The 12574-nt window shown below is 41.1% G+C and carries 12 protein-coding genes, 1 tRNA gene and 1 pseudogene; 7 read left to right on the top strand and 7 right to left on the bottom strand.

Annotation, left to right across the window (positions count from 1 at the left end; genetic code table 11):
- Together APA_RS16500 and APA_RS25825 are read right to left on the bottom strand one after the other, a co-directional pair.
- On the bottom strand, positions 1-319 hold a 319-nt coding region (locus APA_RS16500; RefSeq protein ID WP_190352400.1), incomplete at its 3' end, for a helix-turn-helix domain-containing protein.
- Positions 316-672: pseudogene (locus APA_RS25825) on the bottom strand (type II toxin-antitoxin system RelE/ParE family toxin). The gene APA_RS16500 and the pseudogene APA_RS25825, both read right to left, overlap by 4 nt.
- A 139-nt stretch (positions 673-811) precedes the next feature.
- On the opposite strand from APA_RS25825, the gene APA_RS16485 reads away from it, so the two are divergent.
- On the top strand, positions 812-1228 hold the full coding sequence (locus APA_RS16485) for a hypothetical protein (protein WP_201323344.1): 417 nt from the start codon (positions 812-814) through the stop codon (positions 1226-1228).
- Here APA_RS16485 and APA_RS16480 read toward each other — a convergent pair.
- Both APA_RS16480 and APA_RS16475 read right to left on the bottom strand, forming a co-directional pair.
- Positions 1221-2669, bottom strand: a complete 1449-nt coding sequence (locus APA_RS16480) for an N-6 DNA methylase (RefSeq protein ID WP_201323343.1) — start codon at positions 2667-2669, stop codon at positions 1221-1223. The two genes, APA_RS16485 and APA_RS16480, sit on opposite strands and share 8 nt — an antisense overlap.
- Positions 2666-3244, bottom strand: a complete 579-nt coding sequence (locus tag APA_RS16475; RefSeq protein WP_201323342.1) for a restriction endonuclease subunit S — start codon at positions 3242-3244, stop codon at positions 2666-2668. The genes APA_RS16480 and APA_RS16475 overlap by 4 nt, the downstream gene beginning before the upstream one ends.
- Positions 3245-3433: 189 nt before the next feature.
- Between APA_RS16475 and APA_RS16470 the strand changes: the two genes are divergently transcribed.
- From APA_RS16470 to APA_RS16455, 4 genes are all read left to right on the top strand, one after another.
- A complete protein-coding gene (locus tag APA_RS16470) occupies positions 3434-4006 on the top strand; it encodes an NYN domain-containing protein (RefSeq protein WP_201323341.1) in 573 nt (190 codons plus the stop codon).
- Between the two features lie 199 nt (positions 4007-4205).
- The gene (locus tag APA_RS16465) at positions 4206-4448 is read left to right on the top strand and encodes a hypothetical protein (protein ID WP_201323340.1); all 243 of its coding nucleotides are present in this window, start codon (positions 4206-4208) and stop codon (positions 4446-4448) included.
- The gene (locus tag APA_RS16460; protein ID WP_374101365.1) at positions 4427-4798 is read left to right on the top strand and encodes a type II toxin-antitoxin system PemK/MazF family toxin; all 372 of its coding nucleotides are present in this window, start codon (positions 4427-4429) and stop codon (positions 4796-4798) included. Before APA_RS16465 ends, APA_RS16460 begins: the two co-directional genes overlap by 22 nt.
- A gap of 115 nt (positions 4799-4913) precedes the next feature.
- A complete protein-coding gene (locus APA_RS16455) occupies positions 4914-5480 on the top strand; it encodes a Uma2 family endonuclease (protein ID WP_201323338.1) in 567 nt (188 codons plus the stop codon).
- 260 nt (positions 5481-5740) lie between these two features.
- Here the strand turns inward: APA_RS16455 and APA_RS16450 are convergent, their stop codons facing one another.
- Positions 5741-7201: a serine/threonine-protein kinase gene (locus tag APA_RS16450; RefSeq protein WP_201323337.1), complete on the bottom strand. Its 1461-nt coding sequence runs from the start codon at positions 7199-7201 to the stop codon at positions 5741-5743.
- Positions 7202-7346: 145 nt separating this feature from the next.
- On the opposite strand from APA_RS16450, the gene APA_RS16445 reads away from it, so the two are divergent.
- Positions 7347-7418: transfer RNA gene (locus APA_RS16445), tRNA-Lys, on the top strand.
- A 73-nt stretch (positions 7419-7491) separates the two neighbouring features.
- Here the strand turns inward: APA_RS16445 and acsF are convergent.
- Both acsF and APA_RS16435 read right to left on the bottom strand, forming a co-directional pair.
- Positions 7492-8571 carry a magnesium-protoporphyrin IX monomethyl ester (oxidative) cyclase gene (gene acsF, locus APA_RS16440; RefSeq protein ID WP_201323336.1) on the bottom strand — a complete coding sequence of 360 codons (1080 nt, stop codon included), beginning with the start codon at positions 8569-8571 and terminating at the stop codon, positions 7492-7494.
- A 196-nt stretch (positions 8572-8767) separates the two neighbouring features.
- Positions 8768-10435, bottom strand: a complete 1668-nt coding sequence (locus APA_RS16435) for an alpha/beta hydrolase (RefSeq protein ID WP_201323335.1) — start codon at positions 10433-10435, stop codon at positions 8768-8770.
- 137 nt (positions 10436-10572) lie between these two features.
- Between APA_RS16435 and APA_RS16430 the strand changes: the two genes are divergently transcribed.
- Positions 10573-12525: an AAA-like domain-containing protein gene (locus APA_RS16430; RefSeq protein ID WP_201323334.1), complete on the top strand. Its 1953-nt coding sequence runs from the start codon at positions 10573-10575 to the stop codon at positions 12523-12525.
- Positions 12526-12574 lie beyond the last annotated feature (49 nt).

Genomic DNA, 12574 nt, shown 5'->3' with positions numbered 1-12574 from the left:
ACGATTCTTGATAATCACTAAGAAGGATCGGTTCTTTGTTAGGTACTCTGACGATAATTTCGATGGTTCCACCTAAAGCATTTACCACGGCTCGAAGTGTATTGAGTTCCAGATTTTGTCTGCGTTCGAGCTTAGATATGGCTGGTTGCTGTACTTCAAGACGTTCGGCTAGTTCTGATTGAGATAAACCAAGCTTTTCACGCAGATGTCTCAGGGTAATTTCTTCAAGATGAATTTGCGAAGCTCTTATTTCAATAAGTTCTTGACGCTCTCTTGGAAGTTTGTTCAATTCTTCGGATAGGGTTGTATATTGGGTCATTTGTTTTCTTCCTTCAGTATTTCCAGATATTTTCTGTACCGTTTATCTGCGATCGGAATATTTTCCTTGTACCAGCGTTTGTTTCCTGTTTTGTTGCCACCAACCAGCAACACGGCTTGGCGTTTGGGATCGAAGGCAAATAAAATACGCCAAGGTTCTCCTTGATATTGAATACGAAGTTATTTCATATTCTGAAATGCAGATCCTTCAAGGGTATCAACTCGCGGTCTACCAAGTTTTGGTCCAAATTCTCCCAACACACTTAGCACCGCAAATGTTTCATCTTGAAGTCCTTGTTCTTGTTGGTAAAACCAGATTTTAAAGTCTGGGTCGAATATGATATTCCATTTCATAGTCTCATTATATTCTATACATGGAATATTTGCAATGTTTGTTTTGTGGCGATCGCAGTCTCGATGTTAGCAGAGTTGGCTTTTAATCAAGTTATACTATACTTAATCAATCAAAATTTAGTGTTGTCTAAGAGGCAATATGTCTGAGCCGATCGCCTTAGAACTTCCCGAACCGTTGGCAAAAAAAGTTAAGGAAATTGCTGCGCTCAATCGACAGGGGATTGAGGAAATGCTGATTGAATGGATCGATCGCACTATTAATGAGATTCCCATAGATACTTTGCCTGATGAACAGGTTCTGGCTCTTTGTAATTTGCAAATGGGTGAACAGCAGCAAAGGCTTTTTAGCAATTTACAATCTCGAAATAGTGAAGGGTTGCTTAATGCACAGGAAGTTAAGAAGCTGAATGAGTTAATGCAGGTTTATCGTCATGGTTCGGTACGGAAAGCTAAGGCAATGCAGGTTGCGGTGATGCGCGAATTAATCCCTAGCAAAATCGCTCTTAATCTCGAATCAAACAGCGATCGCCTCTTCACTCAAGTAAAAGCTATCTAAGTAGCTTAATGTCTTCCAAAATTTGATCCATTTTATTTTCGAGGTGCAACCGTTCAATTTCAAGATAGTGTAGTTCTACTCTCTTTTCCTCAACATCGACTTTTATTCTAGGAGCAGTAATATAACGATTAGCATTAAGTTGATAGTCATGCTGTTTTATATTTTCTATATCTTGTAGTGAGGTAAATTTAGCTAAACCTGATTTATTTTTATCAAGTTTCTCAAAATTGTTGAATATTTCGACTATATCATCAATATTTTTTGTGTCAAAAGAATTCACTCCCCTATTAAGTTTCTTATATTCATTACTTGCATCAATAATTAACACCTTATTCTTTCTTGTTGGTTTACTACGATTAAGAACAAGAATTGCCAGAGGAATATTGGTGTTATACAATAGGTTGGTTGGTAAAACTATAGCCGCTTCCACTAAGTCAGAATCTAGAATGCCCGCACGAATATCTTGCTCTACTCCAGACCTAAATAAAACTCCAGGGGAGACAAGGATAACTGCTTTGCCAGAATCGGGCTTCATGGTTGCAATTATGTGTTGAATAAAAGCAAAATCACCATTCTTTCTTGGTGGGATGCCATACCTAAATCTATTAAGTTTATCCACTCTGTCAACTTCTTCATATCCCCAGTCACCAGTATTTAATGGAGGATTGGCAACTACAATATCAAATTGCTCAAGATTATTTGATTTCATGAATTTAGGATCTCTTAGGGTGTCACCTGTTTGCACTTTAAAGGGATCTAGTCCATGTAATAGGAGATTGATTTGACAGATCTTGGATGTCTGATCATTTTTTTCCTGCCCAAAGAAATGAAGAAGTTGTGGAAAATCTTGATCTTTCTGTGATAAAAGTTTTGCACATTCGACAAACAATCCACCTGTTCCGCAGACTGGATCGTGAATAGTCGTGCCTTTTTGAGGATCAACCAATCTTGCCATAAGTTGTGTTACCCATTTAGGGGTGAAGTTTTCGCCTCCAAATTTTTGATTGCTTGCTTCAAAATCAAGAATACTCTCTGAGATCGTAGCGTAGTGGGAAAACAAACCAAAGCCATTATCTTTTATTTGAGGATTACTCAAAATACTAATCATTTGATTGAGCGTTCTTTCTGGGATTCTAGAAAACTCAGTTTTACTTAAAACTACCTTAAAATCTGGATTGGCTTCAATGATCTTATTTACAGCTTTATCTAAAGCTTCACCGATATTACTAGATCTGGTAAAATCATCCCATTGAATCTTCCCAATCAATTTCTCTAAACGATTAGGAATAGTAGTAGATTGAGTGAAAAATAAATCAAATATATATCTTAGAAAGAGTAGACTTAGAGAATAAGACAACCATTGTCGGTTGTTGAAGTTTATGCCTCTACCTAAATCAAATAATTTCCATGCTATATCAAGGTAATCTTGTTCATTAATCATATAGTTTCCTCAAACAACTGAAATAGTTTTTCTTCTGCAATCTGTTGACGTATTTGTAAAGCATCCAAAGAAGATTGTTTTACTTCTTCTAATGTAAAAAACAAATCAGAAATTTTATGCTGTAATTCCAAGCTAGGCAAGGGAATTTCCAGTTTCCGTAATTGAGAGATAGAGATAAGTTTAACAGTTGACAAATTTGCAATGGATGCTAACTGTTGTTTAAACCACTCAGAATTAAAAAGCACAACTAAATATCTAGGCAAAACATCTTGCGGCTTCAGAATCCTTACAATTGATAGATATTGATCAGCTAAGCTTCCATTAAAAGATTCTGGCACGATAGCTGCTTTACCAATGTTAAAGCGTATTACAACTACGATATCACCACTGTAGATCTTATATTTCTCCATATCTTTGTTAGAGAGAGTTTTACTGTCTGCTTCTCCGTTCAGAGTGAACTTGTCCACATTGCTTGGGCTAACAATTTGATAGCTATGAGAGTTATCTCCATAAGGATCTTGATATCGAGATATTTGTACACCTTGAGAAATATTAGCTATTTCTCTAAGCTTCATAACTTTAGCCGCAGGATAAGTTCGCACTTTTTTTATGGGTTGACAATATCTGAATCTAATATAGCTTAACATACAATTACAAAATTATGTTGATTCATATCAGAAAATAAATTTGCATTTTTTTAGATGGAGCTATTGACTTTTTGAAAATAACTGCTAGAGTAAGGTTGTCCTGAAGAAAAAATAACTATGCTTTATATCGTTCCTGCAACAACCGCGCCAATCTATTTAAACCACATGAGTGAAATGTCTAATCAATTACTGAATTTTGCAAAAAAAGACTCCCGTATATTTCTTTTTGGTGATGACTCAAATATTTTCTACGCATTCAAGAGGCTTGGGATCAAAAGGAATCTACAAGCCTATTTGGATTTAACCAATTTGTTTAATGTAGATGCACTAGACACCTATATATACATGAGCTTAAATCCTAAACATGATTCAGAAAAATGGCTGATTGGTAAATTAAAGCAGAATAAATTTCACGTTTTCGTAAAAGAAATTGTCGAGAGAGCCGATGGGACAAGGAAAGGCAATGTAGATACAAAAATTGCTTGGGATATGCGCGACAGGCTGAATGATTACGACGTGGCTATTCTCGTAAGTGGAGATGGTGACTTTGCCTGCATAGTTGAGATGTTAAAGCGTCATGGTAAGTGTGTAGTGGTCGTGGGACTAAGTAGCATGACAAGTCGTGCCTTAAAAAATATGGCTGATTACTTTATTGACTTGGAAGAACTTTTCTTCAGGCAAGCTTCCTAGTTCAAAGCTAGAGCAGTGTATGTACTGTTACTTTGGATACATATTCTGCTCTAGCTTTAATATGATTTTTTAATGATACCCTCTATCCCGAAGTGACTGCTGCTCAATTATTCCAAATTTACTAATCATGAAAAAAGTTGCTTTCGCCTATACCCTTAGATGAGTTAGCATAATACACATAGCCAATGTGTACCCATATATGTATCAACGCATTAACATTACATTACCCAACGAAACACTACAACTACTCGATCGCATTGCACCAAAAGGCGATCGCAGTCACTTCATTGACCAAGCCGTTAAGTACTACATCAACACCGAAGCCAAGAAAAATCTACGGGACAAGCTCAAACAGGGCGCATTACGTCGTGCAGATCGAGACTTAGGCATTACTCAAGACTGGTTTAATATTGATGAGGAATCATGGCAAAACGCAAAATAAAATTTCCCAAGAGAGGTGAAATCTATTTGGTTAACTTTGACCCTACTATTGGCTCAGAAATTCAGAAAACCAGACCTGCTCTCATTCTCCAAAACGATATCTCCAATCAATACAGCCCCATTACCATCGTTGCTGCCATCACATCCCAATTCGACCCTGAGACATATCCCACAGAAGTTTTAATCAATCCTCCTGAAGGCGGACTAACCGTGACATCTGTAGTACTTCTCAATCAAATTCGTTCCATTGACAAACAACGCTTAGTCAAAAGAATGGGTATCGTCTCCGATCACCTCATGGGATATGTGGATAACGCAATTCAAATTAGCTTAGGATTGATTGAACTATAGAATTAGTTAGCGATCGCCATGTGCTTAACCATGAGATGACTAGGCGATCGCTCATAACAAGCTTGCTACAATAAACAAAACTCACAATCTCCAATCTAATGCAAACCAGAAAAATATGCTTGCCATATCTCAAGAACCATCCAGAATGTCCATAAAAGAATATCTTGAATGGGAATCCCAGCAAGATCTACGCTATGAATATATCAATGGTGAAGTATTCGCCATGACAGGCGGCACACTCGCCCATAACGACATCACCCTCAATCTCTACAGAACTCTATATCCCCAAGTGCGATCGCGTGGATGTCGCATCAATGTTGCCGATGTGAAGGTGCAAGTTACGACCAATAGCCCCTATTACTATCCTGATGTCGTTGTCAGTTGCGATCCTCAAGATCTCAACGCCCGTAAATTCATCCAAAGTCCGACAATAATTTCCGAAGTTCTCTCTCCAGGAACCAGTGCGAGAGATCGCGGTGAAAAATTTACCAACTATCTCACCATCCCCACCTTACAAGAATATATACTCATCAACTCCGACAAAATATCAGTAGAACGCTACGCACGCGGCGAAGGCAGAATGTGGCTGTACTATCCCTATATTGCTGGCGATACGATTACCCTATCAAGTCTTGAATTTGAGTTTGCGATCGAGCTTCTCTATGAAGGGATTGTATTTTAACTAGAATAGAGAATCTTTAATCCCTACCCATGACCTTCATATCAGTCCTAGAGAATATAGTCAGATCGCCTATCGCCACAAAAATAAGCGAGCGCCTAAAAATAGCCAAAAGAATATCTCTATGAGAACTATCACGCTTAGGCAAAGGACTAGTTAGCCCCCACTTAGACCAACAGCAAGAAAAACCATCCACCGTCAAAGAAGCAACCCGATGGGCTTTACAACTCCAGTCAATGTCATGGCGAGTATATCTATACCGACTATTTTTTCTTGTCACCCTTTTTAGAGGGAAGTTCGCGATGTATAGGCAAGATTGGGCGTTCATTAGGTCTAAGTTCCATTGACTTGGAAAAAGCCGCGATCGATTCATTCTCACGCCCCATACTTCTCAACAATAAGCCCTTTGCTCCCCAAGCATCGGCATTGTTTGGATCTAGTTTTATTGCCTCTTCTACTTTTGCCAAAGCTTCTTGGGGTTTGTTATTTCGATTGAGGATCAACGCTTGGGCAAGTAATTCTTCAACGGATAAGGGCGTTGGGGATGCGGTTGGGGAAGGCGTAACTTTTGGAGGTGTTGGTGGAGAGATCGCAGGTGGAGTCGGTGAATTGATCGCGACGGGACTATTAGGAACTTCGGGTGCATTCTTTGCAGTTTTGCTAATGATTGTCATGACGATTAACAGTAACAAAGCCACTCCACCTGTAATCCAAATCCAGAGCTTTGGTGACTGACGATTTGCTGTTGCAAAAGGGACAGTCTGAGAAGAAGTCGGGTGATTTTGTTGTGTCTCTGGCAATTTTGTAGCAACTTGCGGTGACGTGATCAGAGTTTCTGTATTATTGGTGAGATTGTTGCTATTACTAACAACAGTTGGTAAATCATGTTCCGTAACTTTAGGCAAAGATGCGATCGCCTGTAGCACTTCTGAGGCAGTCTGATACCGCTGACGAAAATCGTAGCGCACCATTTTGTCGAGAATATCTAGAAATTGCGGTGAATAATTACCTTGGATGCGATCGCGCCAAACTAGTTCAGCCGTCTCAGGATGCTCATCAAACAAACGTGGCTCTGCACCAGTAATTGCTTGGATCGCCATCATCCCCACAGCATAAATGTCACTACTAAAGCGCGGCTTGCCATTGAGCTGCTCGATTGGCATATACCCAGGGGAACCGATCGCGATCGTCAGATTTGTATTTCCTTGAGGGTCAACTGCCAGACTGCCAATTTCTTTGACTGCACCAAAATCGATCAGCACAATTTTGCGATCGCTATTACGTCGGATCAAGTTAGCAGGCTTAATATCACGGTGGACGACATTGCGATCGTGGACATATACCAGTATTTCTAAAACTTCTTTGAGCAAGGCGATCACGACGGATTCAGGCGATCGCTTGCCACTACTGATCTCCTGTGTAAGATCAGTGCCATCGGCAAATTCTTGGACTAGATAAAATTCTTCGCCTTCTTGAAAGTGGGCAAGTAAACGCGGAATGCGATCGTGGGAACCCAATGAATAGAGCATTCCCGCCTCTTGATCGAACAAACGCTTGGCGGTTTCCAGAACAAAAGGCTCGTTGGATACAGGCTTGAGTTGTTTTACCACACAGGTAGGATGCGTCGGCAAATCAATATCTTCAGCCAGATATGTTTGCCCGAAGCCACCACCACCAAGGTGACTAATAATTTTGTAATGCCCTCTAAGTATGGTGTTTAGCACATTTGCTCTGCGGTTTATCTATAAGAATTTACAGTCATTATCGCAAAGACTTGGCTGTTACAGCCTTTTATTGCAAATTTTGTTATGAATTCATGCAAACATTTGCTAGTATATAAATCGCTCTTTGAACAAATAAGCAAATTTAGGGTGACTGGCGCAGTGGTAGCGCATCGGACTCTTAATCCGCTGGTCCTGGGTTCGAATCCCAGGTCACCCATTATCAAAAATAGAGTTACAGCGCTTCGCGCTGCAACTCTGCAAAAAAAAGGAGCGATCGCTCCTTTTTTTTGTTACAGAACTACGCCCTTGGGAGCAGGAATAGAAGGTTGTAAATACATCGTCAAGAACTGCACACCGTTATTTACAAGGTGAGGCAGTTTCTGAATCTTCTTCAACCATTCAGGAGCATTGGATTCATCGATCTTGACCAGCTTGGTATTGTTCTCTTCGCACTTCTTGAGACAATTCCAGAACTTAGGATTTTCCATGTTGACAATTACGGGGAAAGCCTTCGCAGCATCGCGATTGGTTTCACGCAACACTTCATCAACATATTTTCTCGTATCCATGCCGATAGATTCATAGAACTCATTGCGAACACAAATATCATTGAGATACATGGTCGCAAAAACTGATAGCAAGAAGAACTTGCTCCAGAGCTTAGCTCTAAGCCCGTTAATATTTTTCTTGTCGCTACGAAGCAGCAAGCTACAGAAATCACCATGACGGCTCTCATCTTGACACCAATTTTCAAAGAAATTGAAGATGGGATAAATCCGATATTCAGGATGAGCAAGGAAATGTTGGTGAATCTTGATATATCGCCAGTAGCCAATCTTTTCGGATAGATAGGTGGCGTAGAAAATAAACTTCGGTGCGAAGTAGGTATATTTCTTGGTTTTGGATAATGTCGAAAGATCAAGTTGCAGATCGAAGTCGGGCATCGCCTTATTCAAAAAGCCAGCATGACGGGCTTCGTCACGACTCATTAAGCTGAAGATTTCAGCCATGAGTGGGTTCTTGTCTTTGATTTTGACGGCAATTTCTTTGTAAAGGAGAAAGCCAGAAAATTCTGATGTGCAAGATCCTTCTAGGAATACACGAAAATGCTCTCTCACTTTTGGATCAATATGATCCCATGACTGATTGAAATCAGCAGTGCGGACAAAGTGACGACGATTATAGTCAAATTTAAATTCTTCGAGGATCGCTTCGTAATCTGGTGTGAGATCGAAGATTTGCATCTTCGCCATTGCTTCAAAGTCTGTAGTGTAGAAGCGTGGGGTCAAGATACTATCGCGTCGGCCAGTCCCATTAACCTTTTGTTGGTTTGACTGGCTTACATCGGGTTTAGAAGGAGTAGCTACCATAGTCTTGTGCTGTTCTCTTTTACTTTATTTGGGGCTGCTAAAGGATTTTGTTGATAAATTGCAGTTTAAATACCTATCTGACTGCCTATTTTACGACTAGTCTCTAATTTATGGGTAGTTATATTTAGAAAATAAGGTTTGCTTGTTAAGAACTATTAAGCAATTCAAGTTCGAGTAAAGCCCGAACTTGAATTGCTTAATTTTTGATCGCTGCGTCAATTGTTTCGATGCTGAGCGATCGCAATAAGCTCACCTGCGCGTTAGGGGTTGATATATTGGCAAAATATGCGGGTGTGAGATAATCAGCAAAACTAGTTTCTTGAACTAGATGGGTTTTGAAAAAGGCAACACTCAGCAGCTTGAGATAATCCTGCGACTCGATCGCACTTGAACCAGCTAATACACTACTTACTTCAGGACTGAGGCGATCGCTTGATGTTATTGCCGTAACCGCAGTATGCCCTGCTTTATTTAGCAATACCAAATATCGGTTTGGAGCCGTCAACCATGTAAAAGGCACAATTTGCTCAGAGACCGCAGGCGCAAATGTGTCATCAGAACTGCCAACAATTGCGATCGGGACAGTGATTTTACTCAAAGCAGCTTTACCCAGAACATGACTAGTCACGGGGTTAACTGCGATCGCAGCTTTGATGCGTGAATCCCCTAATTTATAGGTTTGGTTTGGTAAACCTAAAGCCACGCATTGCAATAACAGCGAAGCATTCCACTTATATTTACCTTGACAAGCTTCCGCCAAATCAGCGAATTGGATCTGGGCATCACTAACTAAAGCGAGCGCCGCATAGCCACCGAAAGAATGTCCAACCATGCCCACGTTTTGCCAATTGACATTAGCAGCCTGTGGGGACTTCTCCAGATAATTTAGCACCGCAGTTATATCCTGTGGGCGCTCAATAAAGCTTTCTGGCGGTGCAATCTCACTCGCCGCACCAATAATCAATTTATCTAACTGCTCCGCACTGCTATTGGGCGAAACAGTCAGTACTACCGCAAACCCATAGGATGCAAGATGTTCGGAAAGATAGAGTAATGGTTCGCGGTTAGAGATTAGCCCAGGATAGATGACGATCGCAGGTATGGATGCAGACTTATTGGTCAGTTTTGGGACAAATAAATAAAAGGGAATTTCATATCGATTATTCAGTGCAGGCGCTTTGAGGCTATACCGTTCCCATTGAGTTTTACCTTGATCGCGCAAATCAGCTAACTGAATTGGTGAGGGCGCCGGCGTTACCGCTCCAGCTTGCTTGGTGGCTTCAGCATTGACCATTTGCACAACTTTTTGGGTGTTTTGCAACAAGTCGCTCAATTCACCAACTGTTTGCAGACCTTCTTGAATATCAAAATAAATATCTGATGTGGGGAATTTTCGTAGGAAGCTGAGTAAAGATAAACCGTTCTGTTTGTCGGCTGTTGCCAAAACTGCGGCAGCACGGATCGCCCGATTACCCGATAGATTTGGACCAGTTTTAATAAAGTTTCCTAAGATATCTAATGCTCTTTCTCCTTGAGATGTGTATAAGAATCTCGACAATAGTGAGACAGGAACATCGGCTCGCTCTGTGAGGATACGCCGAAAGTTGGCCATGTCTGGCGCAGAAATATAACGCGAGGCCATGTCTAGCGCACCACGTAACTCGCCAGTTCTAGAAAAATTCTCTAAGTCATCAACAGATACAGAAACTTCAAAAATATTAAATCGGAAATTGACGGTTTCGGCGGCTTCGCTAGAATTGGCGATCGCCCCTGCCCCGATCGCACTCAGCAAAATCATTAGAGCCGCTGATCTAGGAGCCAATCGGCGTGAAATATTTGTGATCTTGTCTGTGAGATATTTCATGTTGTGTTTTTCTCTACCTGTGAGATATTATTTAGAAACTAACACGAAATTAATCTTGTATAAAATTAAGTAACACTTGTCTTTATAAGTCTGAGTGTAAGTTTTCTTTGTGATCTCCTAAAGCATAACCAACACACATGGAAATTCCCACGACTCTAGCAGGACATTATCAGATCGTTAGTCATTTGGGTGGTGGTGGTTTCGGTCAGACTTTTCTGGCTAGAGATCTGCATTTACCAGGAAATTCTCTTTGTGTTGTCAAGCAGCTGAAACCGCAAATTAATGACTCAGATACGCTAGAAATTGCTAAACGACTATTCGATCAAGAGGCGGAAACACTCTACAAATTAGGTGATCGCCATGACCAAATCCCACGCTTGCTTGCCCACTTTGAGCAGGCTAGTGAGTTTTATCTGGTGCAGGAATTGATCGAAGGGGTCGCCCTAGAAGATGAACTCGCTGGTGGAAAGCGACTGAGTGAAGCAGAAGTAATTGAACTTTTGCGAGATGTTTTACAAGTGCTTACCTTTGTGCATCAGCAAAACGTGATTCATCGCGATATCAAGCCATCAAATTTGATTAGGCGTGATCGCGATCGCAAATTTGTTCTGATTGATTTTGGTGCAGTCAAAAAAGTCAATGTGCAGACTGGTAATTCATTACAAACCAGCAGTTTTACCGTGGCGGTAGGTTCCCCAGGGTATATGCCTAGCGAACAGATTTCGGGACAGCCGCATTTTAGTAGTGATATTTATGCATTGGGGATGCTCTGTTTTCAGGTACTGACGGGACTATCGCCCAATTTTTTACCAAGAGATGCGCCATCTGGTGAATATACTTGGAATTTGTGCAGTCACGCCGCCAAGGAACTGGGAGAGGTTACGATTAGTGCGGGGCTTGCCAATATTCTCGATCATATGGTGCGTTATGATTTTCGGCAGCGCTATGAGAATGCGATGATCGCCCTCCAAGTGCTTGAAAGATTTCTAGATCGACAAGATGTCAGTAATTCCACCAATGCTTCGACAATTATCAAGGCGATCTCCACTGAGGCAAGAGGTTTAGGCGATCAATCTTTAGAATCACCTGATGGGCAGGTCAGTATTGATTCTCCTTTTTATGTGAGTTTCAACTATGAGCAGCGATGCTATGAAGAACTTAATAAAGCGGGTTCACTGATTCGGATTAAGTCACCACAAAAGATGGGTAAGTCCTCCTTGATGATTCGGGTGCTTGCCTATGCAGAACAACATGGCTATCGGACAGTGACGCTAAATTTGGATCAGGCTAATCAAAAATTCTTCACTGACCTTGATAAATATATGCAATGGTTTTGCGCCTCGGTTGGTAGACCGTTGGGAGTGAAGGTAAAAATCGATGAGTATTGGGATGATATTTTTGGTGCAAATGATAATAGTACTGATTACTTTGAAAAATATCTACTCCAAGGCTCATCGCAACCTTTAGTATTAGCTCTGGATAACTTTGATCGCATTTTTAAATATCCTGATATTGAGGTTGATTTTTGTGGATTGCTGCGCGGCTGGTATGAAAGCTCCAGAATTAAGCCAATCTGGGGTAAATTGCGACTGGTAATCGTACATTCCCAAGAGTCCTATGCCCAAAAAGATATAAATCAATCGCCGTTTAATGTCGGTTTACCGATTGAGTTAAGCGAGTTTAATCTGGCGCAGGTACAAACTCTAGTAGCAGAACATGGCTTGACATGGACAGAAGCTGAAGTTGCTCAATTAATGGGACTGATCGGCGGACATCCATATCTGGTGCGATCTGCTCTCTATCGGATCGCTTCTGGTGATTTGTCGCTAACTGAATTTTTGAGATCTGCTCCCACCGAGGCTGGGATCTATAGCAGTCACCTATTGGGACTATTACGAACCCTAGAGGAACATCCCGATCTTGCTAAGGCGATGCAGACCGTAGTAAGTGCTGATGCACCTGTGCGGTTGCGTTCTGATGGTGCTTTCAAGCTGGATAGTATGGGCTTGGTAGTGCGCGTAGAAAATGATGTACAGCCGCGCTGTAGCCTATATCGTCAATATTTTCGCGATCGCTTAGTAACGAATTAAAAGGCATGAATGGTGGTGCTTTGCCCCGCCACTCCTGCCTGCTCTAGTG

The organism is Pseudanabaena sp. lw0831 (genome assembly GCF_016584665.1).
Classification (GTDB): Bacteria; Cyanobacteriota; Cyanobacteriia; order Pseudanabaenales; family Pseudanabaenaceae; genus Pseudanabaena.
Note: the sequence above shows the minus strand (reverse complement) of the source record. Positions and strands in the feature narration are given on the sequence as shown.

What these genes read in the sequence shown, in the direction of transcription:
- APA_RS16485 (WP_201323344.1), top strand. Translation starts at nt 812, where the DNA reads ATGTCTGAGCCGATCGCCTTAGAACTTCCCGAACCGTTGGCAAAAAAA.
- APA_RS16480 (WP_201323343.1), bottom strand. Translation starts at nt 2,669, where the DNA reads ATGATTAATGAACAAGATTACCTTGATATAGCATGGAAATTATTTGAT.
- APA_RS16475 (WP_201323342.1), bottom strand. Translation starts at nt 3,244, where the DNA reads ATGAAGCTTAGAGAAATAGCTAATATTTCTCAAGGTGTACAAATATCT.
- APA_RS16470 (WP_201323341.1), top strand. Translation starts at nt 3,434, where the DNA reads ATGCTTTATATCGTTCCTGCAACAACCGCGCCAATCTATTTAAACCAC.
- APA_RS16465 (WP_201323340.1), top strand. Translation starts at nt 4,206, where the DNA reads ATGTATCAACGCATTAACATTACATTACCCAACGAAACACTACAACTA.
- APA_RS16455 (WP_201323338.1), top strand. Translation starts at nt 4,914, where the DNA reads ATGCTTGCCATATCTCAAGAACCATCCAGAATGTCCATAAAAGAATAT.
- acsF (WP_201323336.1), bottom strand. Translation starts at nt 8,571, where the DNA reads ATGGTAGCTACTCCTTCTAAACCCGATGTAAGCCAGTCAAACCAACAA.
- APA_RS16435 (WP_201323335.1), bottom strand. Translation starts at nt 10,435, where the DNA reads ATGAAATATCTCACAGACAAGATCACAAATATTTCACGCCGATTGGCT.
- APA_RS16430 (WP_201323334.1), top strand. Translation starts at nt 10,573, where the DNA reads ATGGAAATTCCCACGACTCTAGCAGGACATTATCAGATCGTTAGTCAT.